Origin of the sequence: Vallitalea maricola, from assembly GCF_036985595.1 — a bacterium.
Taxonomy (GTDB): Bacteria; Bacillota; Clostridia; order Lachnospirales; family Vallitaleaceae; genus Vallitalea; species Vallitalea maricola.
On the sequence record NZ_BTPU01000004.1, the window covers coordinates 42,683 to 63,213 of the forward strand.

Consider the following 20,531-nt stretch of genomic DNA (forward strand, 5'->3'; position numbering starts at 1 on the left):
AAAATAACTGCTGATAATAAGGTAGAGTATTGATAAATGTTCGGGGATTACTAATAAAATACAAAGGAGACAACAGATGGAACGACTAAAAGATTTCTTTGAGAAACATTGGAGGGCTGTAGTTATATTTATTGCAATATTGTACATGGGGATAGGTTTATTTCAACTTATAACTGATATAGAACTTGATCCATCTAAAACTAAAAACGCAGGAACATTCTTAATGGTTCTTGCATTAGCAGTATTTGTATACGGTAAAAGAGTAGAAAAAATGGCTATAGAGAAAGAGAAACAAAAAGAAGAAGATGAAAACATAGATTAATTTGAGTCTCACAATACTTTTAAAAATAAGGTGTGAAAAGGAGCTGGAAGATAATATTAATCTTGAAGGCAATAATCGGGAAAATATATTCCTGATAATATTGATATTTATTGAGAGATTACTGGGTATTATGGAAAGTATTATTATGAAATGTGTATTCATTTGACTGAGGATAGCATAGACAGATTAAAAAAGAAGCTGGATTATAATTTTTGGGGGTGCAAGAATTGAAAGTTATAGAAGTCAATAATTTGGTTAAAAAATATGGGGACTTAACAGCAGTAAATAATATTTCTTTTTCTGTAAATCAAGGTAGTATATGTGCAATACTCGGTCCTAATGGCTCTGGTAAGACTACTACTATCAAAAGTATATGTAATCTTATAATTCCAGATGAAGGTAATATTAAACTTTTTGGTAAAGAAAATAAAAAAGCTATAGATAAGGTAGCAGCCCTTTTTGAGGGAACAAGAAATCTTTATTGGAGACTGACACCAAGAGAAAATCTTAGATATTTTGCTGGTATCAGAGGATTAGGTGGCAAGAAAATAGAAAAAAAAATAGACGAATTACTCGATAGATTTGATTTAAAAGATAAAAAAGATACTGTAGTAAATAATTTATCAAGGGGAATGAGGCAAAAAGTAGCTATCGCTATGACATTAATATGTGATACAGAGATTATTATATTAGATGAACCTACACTTGGATTAGATGTTAAGAGTTTTATGGAAATAAAAGACATGTTGAGATATATAGCTGGTAATATGAAAAAAACAATTCTTCTAAGTACTCATGATATGAATCTGGTTGAAGAAGTTTGCAAAGATATTATCATATTGAATAGAGGCAATATAATCGCACAAGATACAATGGAGAATCTGTTGGATATGTTTAGAAGTATGACTTATGAAATTAGTTTACAAGATACTATCACTGAAGAACAAAAAGAATACCTATCCAAGTTAGAATATGAATTTTATCTTATTAATAATGGAGACGCCCTTGAAATAGATATATCAGATTCAGTGGAAATATATAAGATAATAGATATTTTGAAAGTGAAAAAGATATTAATAAGAGAGGTAAAACAGAAGAATATTAACTTTGAAAGAGTATATCTAAATCTTACCAGTGGGGAGGGAAAATAAATATGAAGCTGTTTTATTTATTTAAGGTATCTATTGAAAAATCTTTTAAAGATGTGATTAGATACAAATTCAATACAATTTCTAGTGTGCTAAGCTTATACTTTCTTTTTATTGCTTTGTTTTTAGGAGTGAAGGTATTTGGTTCTACTATGAATGTAAGTCCTATCAAACTGGGGAAAACGATAGAAGGATTTGTAATTGGGTATTTTCTTTGGACTATAATGCTTATGGTATATGAAGATACGGCATACAGTATAACCAATGATGCCAATAGAGGTACATTAGAGCAAATAAGTATGACGAATCAAGGATTACATAAGGTATTGATTGTAAGGAGTATAAGCAATTTAATAATAAACTTGTTAATCTGCTTTGTAGTCTTATTAACGATTATGGAAACAACCAATTATTGGTTAGATATTAATGTACTTCAATTATTAATAATAATATTATTAGGGATTTTTAGCATGTTTGGGATTGGGCTTATATTCGGAGGATTAGCACTTATTTTTAAGAGGGTTCAATCCTTATTGAATGTGATTCAGTATTTTCTCATTGCTCTAGTTATAACAGGTCAAGGATCATTGAGTAAATTAGCAGCATCTATATTACCATTTAGACCAAGTATTGATAAAGTGTATGCAACAACATTAATAGGGAATAAATTATCTGATTACCCAGCTAGTGATTATATAATACTAATAGCTAATTCAATTGTTTATTTTACTATTGGGTTAATAGTATTCAATCAATGTAGTAAGATAGCAAGAAAGAGAGGTTTGCTGGGGCAATATTAATCTTAATATAGATTTTAAAAAAGCTGATGGTTCTTGTTAACTATCAGCTTAATTTAATTTATTCAATTGAGAATACTTATAAAATAATCTAAAAAACATAAAAACTAACTTGACAAATTATATGTAGATAAGTTAGTATAATTATATAAAAACATAAAAAAAATATTATTTTATGTATATTAATAATATTATACAGATTATTACGTAGTTGTATATGTAATATTAATATTCTACTAATAAATTAAAAGAGATATATTAAATGTTTATCAATCTCTTTTTATACTGAATTATTCTGAAACTATTCTTACATTATGCTTGCTCTAGCTGATATTTTTCATAACTATATCTTTATTATTGACTTATTATTTCCCAAATGATACTGATTCTGTACTCTTTTTTAATTTCATATTTTTTACTGTAGTGAGCTTTTCGTCCTAAAAAATTTTAGGATTTTCGGAAAAGTTTTGTTAGTATACTAATTTTTAATACTATGGTTTTAATGTTGAGTGGGTATATCAAATATCTTCTTATACTTTAAAATAAAAAATTATGAAAGGGGAAAAAAAATGAAAAAAATATTAATGATTTTGCTAGTTCTTACTATGTTATGTTCCATAACAGCATGTAATAAAACTGAAGAAACTGGAGGAGGAAAAGTTTCAGGTCATGTTACAATAGGAACTCCTAATTTTAATGGAGATTTTATTGATGGATGGGGTAATAATTCTTATGACGGCAGTATTCGAAAATTTGTATTTGGTGGTGCCAGCAATAGTCCAGCTGGATTGATGACAAGTAATATAAAAGGAGAAATTGTATTAAATTCAATTACAGATTCAAGAGAAACAAGTGATGATGGATTAGTTCATACCTTCAAATTAAAACCAGATTTAGTATATTCAGATGGAACTCCATTAACTGCTGATGATGTTGTATTTACATATAAATTCTATCTAGATGCTGATGCAATAACAGAAGCTGGAGGATCTACTGATTATCCTGAATACCTAGAAAAAGTAGAAAAAGTAGACGATCTAACTGTAAAATTCACTTTATTAGATAAATATTATGCTACTGATAGTCTAGTGTTTATAGAAAATATCATATGTGAAGAGTGGGCAACTAAAGATAAACCAGAAGATAAGACTATTCAACAACATGTTAAAGATAGTTTGATTAATAACCCTCTAGGTTATGGTCCTTATAAGATTGTAGAATATAAAGAAAATCAATATGTTAAACTTACTGTAAATGATAAGTTCATAGGAGATGTGGATGGAGATAAACCTAAGATAAAAGATGTTATAGTAAAAGTTATATCAGAAGAAACAAAGCTTGATGAATTATTAACAGGAAATGTAGATGTTTTACCAGGATCAGTAAAAGCAGAAAATATTGATGCAGTAAAAGCTGACTCGGATAAATTTAGTTTTTGTCATTACCCAAGACAAGGTTATGGGCATCTTACTTTCCATAATGACTTTGCTCCAGTAAATCACAAAGAAGTTCGTCAGGCAATATGTTATACAATTGATAGAAAAATATTCCGTGAAGCATTCTTAGGTAAATATTCTGTAAGTACTGATGGACCTTATACTTTAAACTATTGGATGATAGATGAAAAATGGGTTGATGATAATTTGAATAAGTATACAGCTAATAAAGAAAAAGTTGATGAGATATTATCAGGAGCTGGCTGGGCTAAAGGTTCTGATGGTATTTGGGCAAAAGGTGATGAGAAACTTGAAATAGAAGTTCTAGTACCAGGGCAAGATTGGGCAGATTGCCTTAACCTGACAATTGGTAAAACAGGAGAAGAATATGGTATAAAATTCAATATCTCTCTTATTGATTGGGCAATATTCTTGAACCACTACTATGGTAAAGAAATCTCTGATATAAATGAAAGAAAATATCATATGTTTGCATTAGCTTCTTCGCCAGCTATAGTTTTTGATGGATATGGCAGCTGGCATTCTGACAATGTTGCCAGTCCTTGGGGAAGCGCTATAAGTGCCAATACAGCTCGTTTTGTCAACGCAAAGAATGATGAATTATTAATGACTATGAGAACTGCAGATAGTGATGAAATATATCAAAAAGCATATAGAGAATGGGTAAAATTAACAAACGAAGAAATGCCAATATTACCTTTATATTCTAATGATTATCATGATCTATACAATAAGAGAATAAAAGGATTTGAAACTAACGCATTCTGGGATTGGGTACCTGCTCTTATAAAATGTACAGTTAAATAATTTTATATATTTTTTAGTCCCTATCCATAGGATAGGGACTATTAGAAAAGGATGGTAAGATGGAAAATGTAGATATGAAATCACAAGCAGTTTATAAAAAACCAACTTTCATGGAAAAATACTCCTCTCTTATTAAGTATATACTTAAAAGATTATTATTGATGATACCTGTAATTCTGATTATATCATTAATTATATTTACGATTGTTGAATTTATGCCGGGTGATCCTTTGAATGCTTTTTTAAATCCTGAACAGCTTACAGGTACAACTGAGGAAATATTACAGAAAAGACAATTCTTTATAGAAAAACTCGGGCTTAATGACCCATTTATTGTCAGATTTTTCAGATGGTGGGGACAGATTTTAAGAGGTGAATTCGGATACTCTGTTATAAAAAATAGACCTGTAAAAGAATTTATTGGAGAGCATTTTATGAATTCATTTAAAGTTAATCTATTTGGCTTTGCACTTGCTTTTATTATTGCTATTGTTGTAGGAATTAGATCAGCAGTTAAGAGAAATTCAATATTTGATAAATTTTGGACTGTATTTTCTATAGCAGGAATATCATTACCAAGATTTTTTATGGCTATGTTATTAATTTTTATTTTCTCAATAACTCTTGGATGGTTACCAATATCAGGAATGAGTGACCCTCTAGGATTAAGACCTGGATACCAATACTATATTTTACCAGTATCAGTTATCACTTTAGCATCACTTGCACCATTGATAAAATATGTTAGAAATTCAATGTTAGAGGTATTGAAACAAGATTATATAAGAACAGCAAGAGCTAAAGGGTTAGGCGAAAAAGTTGTCATCTATAGACATGCATTCAGAAATGCACTTATACCTGTTGTTACTTTGCTTGGAGCTTATATACCTGCATTATTTGGTGGATCCATTATTGTTGAGAAGATATTTGTATGGAATGGTATAGGAAGTTTGATAAGAGATTCATATACTTTCAGAGATAGAAGTGTACTCATAGTAGCTTTAACTTTCTTTGCTTTATTGACATTGTTAGGGAATCTTATGCAGGATGTTGGTTATTCACTAGTTGATCCTAGAGTTAGAGAAGGAGGTAATAAGTAATGACAACTAAGGATGTAAAGGGTAAAGAACAAATATTATCTCCAACTAGGCTTATGTTTTTGAAATTTCGAGCAAATAGGCTGGCAATGTTTGGTTTTTGGACTTTTTTAGCTATTGTGGTAATTGTATTAGTTTTTACAATATATACAAAAGTAATTAATTATGATTTTGCTAATTTAAGTCAGATTGGTGAAGGTTCTTATACAGCTCCTAATAGTAAATATTGGTTTGGTACTGATAAATATGGAAGAGATTATTTCTACAGGGTCATAACTGGTGGATACATAGCTTTACAAGTAGCATTATTATCTACCTTATTAACTATTGGAATTGGTGTAGTTGTAGGTGCTATTTCTGGATATTTTGGTGGTATTGTAGATGTTATTTTAATGCGAATCGGAGAAATAGTTATTTCTTTTCCTTTTTTAGCATTAGCAATTGCAGTAAGTGCAATTTTTATTGATTATCCAGAAGAAATTAGACTATACATAATGATATGTATCATTGGTTTATTAAGCTGGCCTGGGCTGGCTAGGATGGTTAGAGCCCAGATTTTATCACTGAAGGAGCAAGAATTCATGACTGCAACAAAAGTACTTGGTATCTCTACACGTCAGCAAATAACCAAACATCTGATTCCAAACGTAATTGCTTATGTAATAGTATCAGCAACTATTACTTTTGCATCTTCTATAATGCTAGAGGCTTCCTTATCTTATTTAGGACTTTCAGTAACTGAGCCTGTCGCCACATGGGGAGGTCTTCTTCAAAGAGCATCCTCATCAGTAGTTATGAGAAATTATTGGTGGTTGTGGCTATTCCCTGGAATATTACTATTTCTACTTGTAATGAGTGTAAATCTGATTGGTGAAGGACTTAGAGATGCAGTTGACCCTAAATCAGAGATAATTAAAAAGAAAAATGTTTTCGTTAGACTATTTGGCAGATTCTTTAGTAAACCATTTGGAGGTGCAAAGGGTGAACAAAGTATTAGAGGTTAATAATCTATGTACATATTTTTTTACAGATAAAGGAACTGTGAAAGCAGTAAATGGTGTAGATTTTATAATAGAAGAAGGTAAAACACTTGGTATAGTTGGAGAATCTGGTAGTGGTAAATCAGTAACCGCCATGAGTATTTTGAATCTAGTAGAAAATCCAGGTGAAATCGTAAACGGGGAAATAATTTTTGAAGGAGTGAATTTAGTTGATCTTAATATGAAGGAAATGAGGAAGATAAGAGGAAACAATATATCTATGATATTCCAAGAACCTATGACATCTCTCAACCCTGTATTAAGAATTGGAAAACAATTAATTGAACCAATTATGCTGCATCAAAACTTAACAAAAGATGAAGCATGGATAAAGGCTATAGACCTTCTTAGAAGTGTAAAAATTCCCACACCAGAAAGAGTAATTAATTGTTACCCTCATGAATTTTCTGGGGGCATGCGTCAAAGAGTTATGATTGCAATGGCATTAGCCTGTAGACCTAAGTTACTTATTGCTGACGAGCCGACAACTGCGTTGGATGTAACAATTCAAGCTCAGATTTTCAAGCTTATGAATCAACTGAAAGATACTCTAAATACTGCTATAATGTTTATAACCCATGATTTAGGCGTAATAGCTGAATTAGCAGATGATGTTGTAGTCATGTATTGTGGTCAAGTTGTTGAAAGGGCTCCAGTTGAAAAGATATTTGGTGATAAGGATTATGAGCATCCTTATACAGGGGGTTTATTAAAATCTATTCCGAAACTTGATAAGGATGTAGAAAAACTTGAACAAATAGAAGGCAGTGTTCCTCACCCACTTAACTTGCCAAAAGGATGTAAATTTGCTCCAAGATGCAAGTATGCAACCGACAAATGCAATGAAGAAATGCCAGAATTAAAAAAGGTGGAAGAAGATCATTTTGTAAGATGTTTCTATCCAGAAATGGGGAAGGATAATGAATAAAAATATAATCGTAGAAACTCAAGGATTAAAATTATATTTTCCAACTGGGGAAAAAGATAAGGATAAAAAACCATTATCAGTTAAAGCTGTTGATGGAGTGGACTTACAGATATATGAAGGGGAAACATTAGGATTAGTAGGAGAATCTGGTTGTGGTAAATCTACAATTGGTAGAACGATACTTAAATTATATAAATCAACTGAAGGTACCATTAAATATAGAAATAAAGATATTACTGATTGGTCTGTAAAGCAGATGTTACCATTACGTAAAGAGATGCAGCTAATTTTTCAAGATCCATATTCATCGTTAAATCCTAGAATGACAGTTGGGCAGATTATTGGAGAGGCATTAGTTGCTAATGGAATGTATAAGAAAAAATCCACTGAATTAGAGGAATATGTTATGGAAATCATGGAGACATGTGGACTTGATAGTTATATGATTCACAGGTATCCTCATGAATTTTCAGGAGGGCAGAGACAAAGAATTGGTATTGCTAGAGCACTTGCATTAAATCCAAAATTTGTTGTGTGTGATGAGGCAGTATCTGCTCTTGATGTTTCTATACAATCTCAGATTATTAATTTATTGGATAGTTTACAGAAAAAATATGGAATGGCTTATTTATTTATATCCCATGACTTAAGTGTAGTAAAACATATTAGTGATAGAATTGCTGTTATGTATCTTGGAAATTTCGTTGAATTAGCAACTAAGGATGAATTATATAATAATCCTTTACATCCTTATACGAAAGCTCTGCTATCCGCTATACCTGTCACTGATTTAGAAATAATAAAGAATAAGAAAAGAATAGTATTAGAGGGTGATATCCCATCTAATGTTAATCCACCATCAGGGTGTAAGTTTCACACACGATGTCCTATTGCAACTGACAAATGTGTAAAAGAGAAACCACAATGGGAAGAAGTTTCAAAGGGGAGATATGTTGCTTGCCATTATAAAGGAGCTGATATCAATTAATATTGAGGATAATGATTCAAGGGGTACTAAAGTAAGGAAAAAAGAAGATAGTAGTCTTAATGGAACCAAACTAGAGAGAGGTGATACTACCGCTATAATTATAGCAGCACTTACTACAGTTCTTCCATTTGGATTAGGAATCTTTTTAATATATCTAATTTTTATAAAAATTCTCTTTAAAATATAATTTTTCAGTTCTTGTATTAATTAATTTAATGCAAGAACTTGTTTTTTATTTTATATAATAAACTAAAAAACTTAATATTGCAAAAAAAACATAAAAAGTAATCTGAAAATACATACACACCACACACATATATATATAATTACAATAAATAATGCTTGTATTATTTGTAAAAATAAAATATAATAAATATATAAGAAAATTTAGAATTAATAAATTAGTTGTAGAAATATAAACATATATATTTATTTATCATATAATCTATTATCATTAACATCTCTGGGCTTTGCGGAAGTAAATTCCAAATGCAATATCAAATTTTTAATTATAATTAGTTTTATCATATGTATTAGATATAAAATTCCCAAAAAAATTATTTGATAATAAAATAATATAATAATAAAAAAGATATAAATAAAAAAATATAAAAATATAATTTGCATATATATTATATATAATGCTAAAAAGTTAAGTGGATGAATGGAGCTGTTTACATATGCTAAAAGAGTATCTAAGGAGATATGTCAAATATCTAAGACCATTTATAAATTATGAAGTTATGATTTTTATTATTCTAGGGCTAAGTTCATTGATATCTTTAGTTAACCCATTATTATTCAAGGTTATCATAGATAGAATTTTAATTCTAAAAGAAGTTGAATTATTAAATTATGTAATAGGTATATTCTTATTCTTTTTTATAATAAATCTTTTGATGTCATTTTGTAATGGTTATCTTAATCTATATGTAAATCAATCCATAGCTAAAAATATTAGAAATGATTTAGTGAATCACCTGCAAAAATGTAAACTACATGTTTTGGAAAATATCAAAGTAGGTGATGTAGTAAGCAAGAGTATTGATGATGTTAGTACAGTGACAGGGTTCATGACAGATACTATCATATCAATAATAAATAATTTGACAAATGTTATAATTACAGCTCTAGTTATGTTCTATTTCAGTTGGAAATTATCATTGATAGGTATATTATCAGTTCTTATTCAAACTTATATATCAACAAGATATGCCAAAAAAGTAAAAATCAATCAAGAAGAGATTAGAGAAAAAGCGTCTGTACATATTAGTTTTTTAAAACAAATTATGTCTAGTATAAAAATAATTAAGGCTTACAGTAAAGAAGAAGCCAATTCCGAGGAATACGATAGTTTATTAAAAAGAATAATTCACCTAAGTTATGATAGGTTCTTAATAATTTTTAAGCATAGCAGTTTTGTATCCTTGGTGTCTTTTGTAAGCTCTATGTTAATTTTTATTATTGCTATATATGAGATATATAAGGGAAATATGACCGTAGGGGTATTCTTTGTTTTTGATACTTTGGTTGAACGATTCAATCAATTTTCTAGTGCACTTATAAATATAAATATTAATATACAGAATGTCATAGTAGCATTTGGCAGGATAGAATCTATTTTTAATATGAAGAAAGAGGACAACATATTATTAAATGAAACTATAGAAGGTTCTGATATCATTGTGGACAACCTTAGTTTTAAATACGAAGCAGATAGTGATATTGATGTGATAAAGAACCTTTCATTACAATTTAAAAAAGGCAGTAAATATGCAATAATCGGTGAAAGTGGAGAAGGAAAATCAACCATATCCAATTTACTAATACGTTTGTACGACATTGAAGATGACAAAGGAAATATCATAATAGGAAATAAGAACATAAAAAATATTAATATTTATAAACTCAGGCAAAAAATCAGCGTAGTATTTCAAGAAGGTTATTTGATAAATGGCAGTATTGAAGAAAACATATTATATGGAAACAGTAATGTGGAAGAAAGATATTTCCAGAAAATTTTGGAACTATGTTATATACAAGATTTTATCATTCAATTGCCCAATGGAATACAAACTATAATTGGAGAAAATGGCTTCAATCTATCAAGCGGACAGAAACAAAGAATATGTATAGCAAGAAGTCTTCTCAGAAATTCTGACATATACATTTTCGATGAATCATTTTCTAATCTTGATAAAAAATTGGAAAGTAAGATATACAATAATATATTAAAAGAATTCCAGGATAAAACAATAATATTTATAATACATAACTTGGACTTGATAAAAGGAATGAATAACATCTGTGTATTGAAAGAAGGTAATATTGAAGCTATTGGAAGTAGTGATGAGCTTATGAGAAAGTCAGAGACATACAAGGAATTATTGGATAGGGGGAAAAACATTGGATAATAAAAAAATGATTATAGCAGTTAAAGTATTGTTTGTACTTTGTTTTATACTAACCTGTCTTTTCTTGATAGGTCTGAATATGCTGAAAATACAAGAGAAATACATTGTTAATGGTAAATTCTTTGGAAGCGGTGAAGATACATATTTTATGACTAATATCCTTAACGATAACAGTTTAGGAGAAGTTAATGAGACACTTTCATTTCTGACATATGATTTTTATTTGGATAGTGAATATGAAGGGATAATTATTGAAAAAAATGAAAGTGAACTTGGTCTTGAAGAAGGAGATGTAATTAGATATAAGATACAGTTTCAACCAAATGTCAATACATTTGATCCAGACAAATTATATGAATTTCAAGTGAGTAAGGATGAAAAAAGTCTGCTGTCAATACTACTTGAAAAATCTGGGCTATAAAATAATAGTTCTATTCATTGCTGGCTAATCCTTAAATATAAATTAAGATTAGTTAATAAACATGGTTTCATAACATTATCTTTTTAATAGTATACATATTTTATCGGATAATCTTATGAAATTATGTAAGGAAGGAGGTGCAGTAATATGTTACCAAAACCTAACATAATCAAAATGCCTAATGCTTCTACAAATATGTTTATGGGTTTGAATGGATGCGGTAGTGGATACAGTTCTAAAGCTGCTCAACTTACTGCTCTAGGTACTTGTCAAACTTCTTATTCATGTCATCCCGTATCAGGCGATAACTGTGTAGATTCAAGCTATAGTTCAGGATGCGGATGGACATTAGGAATTGGAGCAGGCGGTGCTGCTGTAGGAGCTGGTGTTACAGTTGGTATTGCAATAACATAATGATTAGCTGATTACACATACTCTCAGGATTATTATATCCTGAGAGTAATGTAAGAACGTTTTAAAAAATATGAGGTGATACTTATTCAAAAAGCTATCAAACAAATAAAAGGTAAAGATGATTATGTATATATTATACTATATATTATTCCGTTTTTTTATGTTGATATATATGGTTTGCTATTCTTAATATCAGCTATCAGTATATTATTATTAATGAGATTCAATAAAAAAGTATACATGAAAAAAGGTTACATACAATGGGTGGATAGCATATATATAATATTTAGCATAATAGGATGTTATCTCATTACAATTTTACTTGACTTAGGGTATTTTAATGAAGGATTAGTCATAAATGGGATTAATCTAATACCTTCATATATACTTGCTTATTATTTTATAATACCTATTATTTATATGATAATAAGACAACCAATATATTTAAAAAATATGTGGAAGATCAATTTTAAGATAGGTCTATTTACAATACTTATATGTCTACCTAATATTATAACTAGTATAGTAAGAATTATTGTTGGTGCCTATAATTATATTTCACCTGATAATCTAATTCAAAATATATTTCAATTTATTTTTATGGCAGCTTTATTGGAAGAATTGTTTTTTAGAGGATTCTTATACAATTTTTTTAGAGATATAATTGGTAAGACTAGTTCTACAATCATAACTTCACTTATATTCACATTTTGGCATATGTCACTAGTTATTGATGCGTTTAACAATTATTCAATGGGAGCAATCTACAATCTAATTGCTATTATGGTTTTAGGAATAACTAATTGTTTGATAATAGAAAGAACTAAAAGTATTATCCCATGTATTGTTTTTCATGCAGTCATAAATGGGACATTCCTAAATTTGATATTACTATTTGTAAATTAATGGATTCATGGATAGGAGGATATTATGAATAAGAATTTGGTACCAGAAGTGAAAACAATCAATTGGAAGGGAGAGGGGGATTATGCAGTAGTCAATAACAATTTTGAAAAATTACTTCTAAATAAATCCGTAAAACTTGTGCTTGAATTAATCAATGGTATAAATACTATTGATGATATCAATAACATTTTGATAAATGAATATAAAGATACTGACGAACCTCATTATATTGAAGAAATAGTTGAGGAATCAATACAATTATTGATTGACAATAACATTATTAATATGAAAGAGGATGAAATAGATGGGTGGTTACAATACGAATAACATTCTACTGATTAATCTACCGATTCAAACTTATCTACAAAAAGATTTTTCTAGTGATACACAATATAATCCATCTTTAGGTCTGATTTCACTTGGAACATGGCTGGAACTTAATGGTTACTTAGCAACTGTAATTGATTTATGCTATCATAGAATGCCTTTCAAAGAGGTAATTCACAATATTGAACAGCTGCAGCCAATTTTAATTGGTATTTCGGTGTACACAGAAAATATTGATTTAGCAAAACTATTTGCTGAAAAAATAAAGTCGGTCTATCCCCATGTACCAATTGTATTAGGTGGACCTCATCCCACACTTGTACCAGAAGATGGCATAGAATCTCAATATGTTGATTATATTATTAGAAAAGAAGGGGAATCAACCATGCTTGAATTGGTTGAAGCCATAGAGACCAACGAGCGTCTCATAAAGCTGGAGGATATAGACGGATTAGTGTTTAAAAGAGATGGAAGGATTATTAAGAATAAGCTTAGAAAACAATGTACAGATCTGGATATAGCCCCACTAGTAAAAAGAGATTTGGTAGATATATCAAAGTATAAAGAAATAATAAACATATTTACAAGCAGAGGATGTCCTGGCAGATGCATTTATTGTTCAGCAACAACATTATCTGGAGCTACATATAGAGTAAGAAACATAGAAAATGTATTCATGGAAATAGTTATGATGCGAGCATTATTGAATACAAAAGTAATGAAAATATATATTGTTGATGATACATTCACCGCTATTCCTGATAGAGTTAAAAAATTCACTGAACTAATGAGTGAATATGACCCTGACATCTATTGGCATTGTGAATCAAGAATAGACGTGATGTCAGAAGAATTACTCAATCTCATGTCAGAAAATAAGTGTATAGCTATACAATATGGGATTGAGAGTGCCAGTCAAGAAGTTTTGAATAGCATTAGGAAAGGAATAAATCTTACCAAAGCAAGAAAAATAATTGATTATACTTACAAGAAAAAGATATTCCTTTGTCTATCTTTCATGGTAGGTCATTTCTGCGATACCAAAGACACCATGGAAGAAACATATTTATTTATAAAAGAGATGTATGAAAAATATAGAGCCGAAATTGCACTGTCATTTAATACTCCTTTTCCTGGAACATGGCAGCATACTCATAAAGACGAACTTGGATTAGAAATAACTGCTAGCAGATACAAACAATATTCTTTATTGGATCCTATCGTTAAAACTGATAACTTTACTGTTAACGACCAAAGGGAAATATTCTATAAATCATCAAAATATCTAGCTAGAGCTGTAAAAATAGAAAGTTTGAAAAGAGAGTGGGTAAAATGATAAATAAAATAATTCTAAGAACTACATCCAACTTGAGTTTTTGTGGAGAAATAGTTACTAATAACCTGTTAAATGAAAAGGGAGCATTATTGAAGACCAGCCCAAAATCAGATATCAAGATATGGTGTCCCATTGATGAAATAAAGACTATCATATATCCAGATGGAAAAAAAGTTGAAGGGGAGGATATAAAAAATGAACTTAGATTATGATAAAGTCTATACATTGGATAATGAGTTTGAAATAATAGAAAAAGATAATAAATATTTGTTTATTGATTATAATAATGTCAATTGGCTTAGAACTAATTCCACTGGAAAAGAAATATTGAATAGATGTGATGGAAAAGAAACCTTGCAAAACGTTATACAGCAAATATCAGAATTATATTCCTTTGGAACTGATTTTCTAAAAGAACAATTCAGCGATTTCTTGAAAGAAGCTATCAATAAAGAATTGTTATTGGAATCAGGTCATTCCAAGACTATTTTGGAACCAGCTTCGGCAGAGTATCCTAATGATGTATGGATACATGTTACAGAAAAATGTAATCTAAGATGTCCATTTTGTTATTCCAATTCAACATGTGCAGATGTGGAGCAAGAAGAGGTTAATATTGATGCTGTAATAGATTTTCTAGAAAAAATACCGAAAGATTATCGTAGTACAGTTTTAATCAGTGGAGGAGAACCATTTTTATTTGGGGGTTTACCAACATTGACAAAAAGATTGAATGAACTAGAATACAAGAATATTGTAATAATAACTAATGGTACTGTTGGTAATGAAATATATAAGGAAGTCTTACCTAATATCCATTCATTACAAGTATCTGTTGATGGTACCCAAGGAGAATATCATGAAAAAACAAGAGGTAAAGGTTCGTTTGATAAGATGGTAAAAAGCCTTAAATTAGCTAGAGAATTTAACATTAAAAGATTGATTATTTCATTCACACCTACTAAATATAATATAAGTAATCTGCCGGAAATACCAAAGTTTGCATATGAACATGATATAGATAGTATTCATCTGACTAGATTAATGCCTGTCGGCAGAGGAGTAGACAACAAACCAGTCATTGAATCAGATCCTGATGAATATGAAACAAATGTAAGAGAATTTATGAAAAACATGGAAAGAATCAATAGACGTATCCATTATATTAGGGAGACAGAAGAGTTTTTCCTAGAAGAGGATAAGAAGAGAAAATATGTTGAACTATCCATGGCAGCGGATCAATCAAAGAAAGTTATTAATAGGCATAAAGTTACTAATTGCAGTCTAGGATGCGGGACTATAAGTATCAGTAGTGACAATAACGTGTATCCATGTCCTTCTCTTCAACATGAAGAATATAGATTAGGAAATATATTAGATGATGATATGGAAGATATTATGCAAAAGGGTAAAGAAGTAGCATATAAATACTCTGTAGACAATATATCAACATGTAAAGATTGTAAAATGAGATATTTTTGCGGTGGAGGTTGTAGAGCTTGTGCTCTTGGTAATGAAGGTAATATTGATGGAGAAGATCCTTTGTGTGAATATTATATGAAAGCTATGCTTGAGATAATATGGAACTATACAAGACCTATCATTGATAAAGAGGGGGCATAACATGAACAATCTAAATCTAAGGAATGTCATATCTCATGATATGGATTTCAAGTACCCTGTATGGCACCCCTATTCATCAGTCAATAAAGATTATTTCAGTATGCGTAATTTTGTTCGTGGTGAAGGTATCTATCTATTTGATGTAAACAATAAAAAATATATTGATGCATCAAGTGGTTTGTGGAATATCGCCTTAGGTTATGGAAATGAGAGAATAATATCAGCAATAAATAAACAGTTATATGCCTTACCATTTACTTCACTCTTCTATTATACTAATCCAATAATCATTGCTTGTGCTAATAAGATACTATCCCTTAGCAAATGTGATATGAAAAAAGTATTTTTCACATGTTCAGGTTCTGAAAGTATAGAACTGGCTATTAAAACTATGAGGGAATATTGGACTATCAGAAAACGTAATGACAAAAAGGCAATAATCAGTTTCAATAATTCATATCATGGTACACATTATGGAAGTATGGGAGTAAGTGGTTTAAGCAGGAAACATATAGCTGGATATGGTCCATTAGTAGATGATATTGTATTCTTTGACCCTGAGATAGAACAAAAAGATATATCTGATACTGAAAGAGATAATCAGGAATTACAGGATATAGAAGAATATATTATTAAAAATCATGATAGAATAGCTGGTATTTTGATTGAGCCTATTTTAGCTTCTAATGGCGTATCTATTATTACTGATAAATATATTGAAATGGTACAGAGATTGTGTACAGAATATAATATCTTGATAACAGTAGATGAAGTAACAGTAGGGTTCTATAGAACTGGAGAAGCATTATATAGTAATCGCCTTAATATTGAACCAGATATAATTTGTATGGCTAAGGGAATCAACAATGGGTATCTTCCTTTGGGTGCAGTTATGTTTAATGAAAAGATATATTCCGTATATAATCAATCTGATAGATTATTATATCATGGAACTACTCAAGGAGGTAACCTAGCATCATGTGCGGCGTGTATAGCTGCCATAGAAGAGTATTCAAGACTTAATATTGGAGAGAATGTCAAACATATTAATTCGTATCTAATGGATAAGCTAAGTAAAAATATTATAAATCATAAAAATGTCAATGATATATGGGGCAAAGGATGTCTTCTACAAATAGAACTTATAAGAGGAAAGAAGAATAATAGTCATCTTTCTATACAACAGATAGGGATATTGAAGTATGAATTATTGAAGAAAGGTCTAATTGTATCTCATGCTGAGTCAGGATTGACATTATTACCTATGTTGATTATGAATGAAGAACAAGTAGATGAATTAGTAGGTATTCTTGAGCAGGTATTTTCTAGTTTAGTATTTTGATTGGGGTTTTGCAGAGATGTTGGATGCAGTATTAATCTATATGAATGTAGTCAATGGATATATTACAGGAGCAGAATATCAGCTTGATTCTGCATATGTTTCTTCTTATTTAAGGAAGAATGATGTTGAAGTTATTCAATATATAAATAAAGATATTAATAATTACCATGAGTTGATTAATGACTTGTTCAATTATAAAACAGATACATACATTTTCTATATTAATGAATACAATTATTATATTTCAAAGGTCATCATCAATGGATTGAAAGCCTGTAGAAAAGATAATAAAATAATTGCTTTTGGACCAGTAAGTAATTTTATAGGTTACAACCTTCTTGATGAAGTCATGGTTGATATATGCGTCTTACAAGAAGAACCAATGACCATTTATAATCTTATCGACAGTTGTAGTTTGGATCATATAGATAACATTATTTACAGAAAAGGAACTGAAATTGTTGAAAAGGGTATTAGATATTATGATTATACCCTAGATGATATTGGATTCCCTTATAGCAGTGGTTCTGTTCCAATAGAAGAATTGGAGAACGTAGGATTGATTACATCAAAAGGATGTTACGGTAATTGTGCTTTTTGTTCTTATACAAAGAATAGATATTTAACCCATAGCATTGAAGGCATCATTGATGAATTAAAATATATTAAAAAATACTTTTCCTATAGCAGTCTTAAAGTCAATTTTTATGATGATTGTTTTTCCATAAATAACAATAGAACCAAAGAATTATGCAAAGAGATAATTAATAACAAAATAAAATATACATATTGGTGTTGTACAAGAGCAGATTTATTATCTGAAGAATTAATTGATCTAATGAGTGAAGCAAACTTTAGAAATATTGTGATTGGTCTTGAAACAGCATCAAACAAAGTTATGTCTAAGCTTGGTAAGGTAGTAGGTAGAGAGAATTCATCCCAATTCATTGAAAAGGTAAGAAAATCTTATAAAAAGTGTGAGGAGGTAGGAATTAATCCATATATAAGTATTAACTTTGGATTGCCTTTTGAAAAGTTAGAAGATGCATTTAGGACTATAGATTATGTGAAAGATAAAAAGATGGACAATATAAGCGTATGTTTCATGACAAGTTTTCCCGACAGCAGGATCTTTGAAAATAGTAGATTATATGATACCCACAAGGATATGTCACCCACAGTATTACCTTATAGAACTTATTATCATAATTATGATATGGGTAAAATTTATAATCTGCTGAAACAGAAGAATATACTTAATGATATTTATATTGAGCAGTCAACTAGAAAAAGCAAAATAGTCAAAGATATCCTATATTATTATTCAGGAATACCTTTTACTAACAGATATAGCAAGTTTAACAATGTATTTGTAAAAGATGATGCCAATGACTATTTGGATTTTATTGATAATAATATTAATATGCATGGAAGGATTATTCGCAATAATAATAAGCTTTCATTAAGTAAGGATTATCTTTTCTGTGATGATAGAAAAAATATCAAATACTGTATCAAGGAGTATGACCATACTCTAGAAACAGCTTATAAATCAGATAAGTATGTACCATCAATAATCAGTACTAGAACCAAAGACAATATTACTAATATACAAATAGATAACTTATATGATAGTAAAAAGTTTAGTATTACAACAAGAAGTTTAAATAGTCTACAAGAGTTGATAGAACTAGAAAACAAAGCTGCAGAAGTTATGAGTAAAGGTTATTTCACAATTAATGATATTAAGAACGGAATTATTAATAATGCATGTATGTTCAGTGGAATTTGTACCTTAAGTCAATTTAATAGAGTAACTTTATCAGATGAAAAGGTTAATCTTTGTATTAATCATGGACAAGTTGGTTTAATTACTGATACCACCAATCAATTGGTAGATAACTTATCAAAACAAATGGAACAAAACAGTAGTGCTGAGTGTAGTAACTGTAAATTTTATAGTAAATGTTCTAAATGTACATTTTTACCACATTTCCTGAACCGTAAAATGTTTTGTGAACATGTTAGATGTAATCCAGGGCTTTGGCACTATCTTAGAATGAAAAACATATTGTATCACTATTACACCTTTAATCTATTTAATATTGAAGGTGAGGATAAGATAAGATTCACTATATGCAAAGATTGTAATCCAGGAGGTTCATATTCTTTCAAGGATGAGGTAGTGATGTTTGAATATGATTATATATCCATTATCTACAACTTAGAGAGTAATACCATGATATATTGTACAAAAGATGAACAAGATACAGCTAAATATTTAATGGGATTTAAGGAAGATATTTTGTTTAATGATGAACGTTATATAGATATAATACTGAAATTAGAAAAAAATAATATGCTGGTTAAGAGGTGAATATAATTGGAATACTTTGGATTCTGTAAAGAAATAAAAGAGATGGGTTTACCCGATGTATATGAAGAGGAAATATATTCTGGACATTTTGCCAAGTTCTATGATACTAATGTAAATGATATATTTGATGTACCGTTATATGAGAAGCTGGCAAGGGAATATGGTAATCATATTATGGAGTTTGCATGTGGCAGTGGTAGAATTCTAGTGGAACTATTGAAAAGAGGATATGATGCTGCTGGCTTGGATATATCACAAGATATGCTGGAGATATTAGAAGAGAAATGTTCTAAGTTGAATGTAAAGCCTACTCTTGTATGTGATGACATGCTTAGACATGTTTCATCATCCAAATATGATATTATTATTCTAGCGAGGATTACTATATGTTTATTGGAAGATGATGAGACAAGAATAAAATTATTCAATAATGTCTACAACAACCTGAGAGATGGAGGAGTATTCGTATTCAATTACTTGGATTGTCCAAAAGAAATTGAATTAGGAGAAAAAAGACCAACATTCTTATTTAACAAAGATAAAAAAGGTTATGCAATAATCAGTGAAAAAATATTCGAGGATAGATCAATAGTTAATATTTACAGTGAAACCAATATAGATGATAAAACTAAGAGATACATTACTTCAACATCCAAATATCTATTAAATAATGAAATGATTAGTAATATTATTGATCAAACAGCCTTCAAGCATGAAAGAACATATACTTTGAATGCTGTTAATTATGAGACAGGTAAAATGAAATTTGTTGTCTTAAAAAAGTAAA

20 protein-coding genes are annotated in these 20,531 nt (G+C 29.5%); all 20 read left to right on the plus strand.

Annotation, left to right across the window (positions count from 1 at the left end):
• Window positions 1-76 precede the first annotated feature (76 nt).
• Complete coding sequence (locus tag AACQ14_RS01330) at window positions 77-322, plus strand: hypothetical protein (protein ID WP_339361765.1); 246 nt, start codon at window positions 77-79, stop codon at window positions 320-322.
• A gap of 227 nt (window positions 323-549) precedes the next feature.
• Entirely contained in the window at window positions 550-1,473 is a 924-nt protein-coding gene (locus AACQ14_RS01335) for an ABC transporter ATP-binding protein (protein ID WP_339361766.1), read from the plus strand.
• Between the two features lie 2 nt (window positions 1,474-1,475).
• A complete protein-coding gene (locus AACQ14_RS01340) occupies window positions 1,476-2,270 on the plus strand; it encodes a hypothetical protein (protein ID WP_339361767.1) in 795 nt (264 codons plus the stop codon).
• Between the two features lie 566 nt (window positions 2,271-2,836).
• Entirely contained in the window at window positions 2,837-4,531 is a 1,695-nt protein-coding gene (locus AACQ14_RS01345; RefSeq protein WP_339361768.1) for an ABC transporter substrate-binding protein, read from the plus strand.
• A gap of 59 nt (window positions 4,532-4,590) precedes the next feature.
• Window positions 4,591-5,631 (plus strand): ABC transporter permease, encoded by a 1,041-nt coding sequence (locus AACQ14_RS01350; protein ID WP_339361769.1) that lies wholly within the window; start codon window positions 4,591-4,593, stop codon window positions 5,629-5,631.
• Window positions 5,631-6,632 carry an ABC transporter permease gene (locus AACQ14_RS01355; RefSeq protein ID WP_339361770.1) on the plus strand — a complete coding sequence of 334 codons (1,002 nt, stop codon included), beginning with the start codon at window positions 5,631-5,633 and terminating at the stop codon, window positions 6,630-6,632. The genes AACQ14_RS01350 and AACQ14_RS01355 overlap by 1 nt, the downstream gene beginning before the upstream one ends.
• Window positions 6,610-7,596 (plus strand): ABC transporter ATP-binding protein, encoded by a 987-nt coding sequence (locus AACQ14_RS01360; protein WP_339361771.1) that lies wholly within the window; start codon window positions 6,610-6,612, stop codon window positions 7,594-7,596. The genes AACQ14_RS01355 and AACQ14_RS01360 overlap by 23 nt, the downstream gene beginning before the upstream one ends.
• Entirely contained in the window at window positions 7,589-8,584 is a 996-nt protein-coding gene (locus AACQ14_RS01365; RefSeq protein WP_339361772.1) for an ABC transporter ATP-binding protein, read from the plus strand. Before AACQ14_RS01360 ends, AACQ14_RS01365 begins: the two co-directional genes overlap by 8 nt.
• Window positions 8,550-8,771 (plus strand): hypothetical protein, encoded by a 222-nt coding sequence (locus AACQ14_RS01370; protein WP_339361773.1) that lies wholly within the window; start codon window positions 8,550-8,552, stop codon window positions 8,769-8,771. The genes AACQ14_RS01365 and AACQ14_RS01370 overlap by 35 nt, the downstream gene beginning before the upstream one ends.
• 493 nt (window positions 8,772-9,264) lie before the next feature.
• On the plus strand, window positions 9,265-10,998 hold the full coding sequence (locus tag AACQ14_RS01375; protein WP_339361774.1) for an ABC transporter ATP-binding protein: 1,734 nt from the start codon (window positions 9,265-9,267) through the stop codon (window positions 10,996-10,998).
• Entirely contained in the window at window positions 10,991-11,419 is a 429-nt protein-coding gene (locus tag AACQ14_RS01380) for a hypothetical protein (protein WP_339361775.1), read from the plus strand. Before AACQ14_RS01375 ends, AACQ14_RS01380 begins: the two co-directional genes overlap by 8 nt.
• A gap of 147 nt (window positions 11,420-11,566) precedes the next feature.
• Complete coding sequence (locus AACQ14_RS01385) at window positions 11,567-11,833, plus strand: hypothetical protein (protein WP_339361776.1); 267 nt, start codon at window positions 11,567-11,569, stop codon at window positions 11,831-11,833.
• A gap of 75 nt (window positions 11,834-11,908) precedes the next feature.
• Window positions 11,909-12,739 (plus strand): CPBP family intramembrane glutamic endopeptidase, encoded by an 831-nt coding sequence (locus tag AACQ14_RS01390; RefSeq protein ID WP_339361777.1) that lies wholly within the window; start codon window positions 11,909-11,911, stop codon window positions 12,737-12,739.
• 24 nt (window positions 12,740-12,763) lie between these two features.
• Window positions 12,764-13,066 (plus strand): hypothetical protein, encoded by a 303-nt coding sequence (locus tag AACQ14_RS01395; RefSeq protein WP_339361778.1) that lies wholly within the window; start codon window positions 12,764-12,766, stop codon window positions 13,064-13,066.
• The gene (locus tag AACQ14_RS01400) at window positions 13,044-14,402 is read left to right on the plus strand and encodes a B12-binding domain-containing radical SAM protein (RefSeq protein ID WP_339361779.1); all 1,359 of its coding nucleotides are present in this window, start codon (window positions 13,044-13,046) and stop codon (window positions 14,400-14,402) included. Before AACQ14_RS01395 ends, AACQ14_RS01400 begins: the two co-directional genes overlap by 23 nt.
• Window positions 14,399-14,614 (plus strand): hypothetical protein, encoded by a 216-nt coding sequence (locus tag AACQ14_RS01405; protein WP_339361780.1) that lies wholly within the window; start codon window positions 14,399-14,401, stop codon window positions 14,612-14,614. Before AACQ14_RS01400 ends, AACQ14_RS01405 begins: the two co-directional genes overlap by 4 nt.
• Window positions 14,598-16,025, plus strand: coding sequence for a PqqD family peptide modification chaperone (locus AACQ14_RS01410; RefSeq protein ID WP_339361781.1), 1,428 nt, complete (start codon window positions 14,598-14,600; stop codon window positions 16,023-16,025). The genes AACQ14_RS01405 and AACQ14_RS01410 overlap by 17 nt, the downstream gene beginning before the upstream one ends.
• 1 nt (window position 16,026) lies before the next feature.
• Window positions 16,027-17,367, plus strand: coding sequence for an aminotransferase family protein (locus AACQ14_RS01415; RefSeq protein WP_339361782.1), 1,341 nt, complete (start codon window positions 16,027-16,029; stop codon window positions 17,365-17,367).
• Between the two features lie 16 nt (window positions 17,368-17,383).
• Window positions 17,384-19,744 carry a B12-binding domain-containing radical SAM protein gene (locus AACQ14_RS01420; RefSeq protein ID WP_339361783.1) on the plus strand — a complete coding sequence of 787 codons (2,361 nt, stop codon included), beginning with the start codon at window positions 17,384-17,386 and terminating at the stop codon, window positions 19,742-19,744.
• Window positions 19,745-19,750: 6 nt separating this feature from the next.
• Complete coding sequence (locus AACQ14_RS01425; protein ID WP_339361784.1) at window positions 19,751-20,530, plus strand: class I SAM-dependent DNA methyltransferase; 780 nt, start codon at window positions 19,751-19,753, stop codon at window positions 20,528-20,530.
• Window position 20,531: the final 1 nt, after the last annotated feature.

Excerpts from the sequence above, each read along its gene's own strand:
- AACQ14_RS01385 (WP_339361776.1), top strand. The coding sequence starts at position 11,567 with ATGTTACCAAAACCTAACATAATCAAAATGCCTAATGCTTCTACAAAT.
- AACQ14_RS01375 (WP_339361774.1), top strand. The coding sequence starts at position 9,265 with ATGCTAAAAGAGTATCTAAGGAGATATGTCAAATATCTAAGACCATTT.
- AACQ14_RS01415 (WP_339361782.1), top strand. The coding sequence starts at position 16,027 with ATGAACAATCTAAATCTAAGGAATGTCATATCTCATGATATGGATTTC.
- AACQ14_RS01365 (WP_339361772.1), top strand. The coding sequence starts at position 7,589 with ATGAATAAAAATATAATCGTAGAAACTCAAGGATTAAAATTATATTTT.
- AACQ14_RS01330 (WP_339361765.1), top strand. The coding sequence starts at position 77 with ATGGAACGACTAAAAGATTTCTTTGAGAAACATTGGAGGGCTGTAGTT.
- AACQ14_RS01355 (WP_339361770.1), top strand. The coding sequence starts at position 5,631 with ATGACAACTAAGGATGTAAAGGGTAAAGAACAAATATTATCTCCAACT.
- AACQ14_RS01350 (WP_339361769.1), top strand. The coding sequence starts at position 4,591 with ATGGAAAATGTAGATATGAAATCACAAGCAGTTTATAAAAAACCAACT.
- AACQ14_RS01420 (WP_339361783.1), top strand. The coding sequence starts at position 17,384 with ATGTTGGATGCAGTATTAATCTATATGAATGTAGTCAATGGATATATT.
- AACQ14_RS01405 (WP_339361780.1), top strand. The coding sequence starts at position 14,399 with ATGATAAATAAAATAATTCTAAGAACTACATCCAACTTGAGTTTTTGT.
- AACQ14_RS01345 (WP_339361768.1), top strand. The coding sequence starts at position 2,837 with ATGAAAAAAATATTAATGATTTTGCTAGTTCTTACTATGTTATGTTCC.
- AACQ14_RS01400 (WP_339361779.1), top strand. The coding sequence starts at position 13,044 with ATGGGTGGTTACAATACGAATAACATTCTACTGATTAATCTACCGATT.
- AACQ14_RS01395 (WP_339361778.1), top strand. The coding sequence starts at position 12,764 with ATGAATAAGAATTTGGTACCAGAAGTGAAAACAATCAATTGGAAGGGA.
- AACQ14_RS01410 (WP_339361781.1), top strand. The coding sequence starts at position 14,598 with ATGAACTTAGATTATGATAAAGTCTATACATTGGATAATGAGTTTGAA.
- AACQ14_RS01340 (WP_339361767.1), top strand. The coding sequence starts at position 1,476 with ATGAAGCTGTTTTATTTATTTAAGGTATCTATTGAAAAATCTTTTAAA.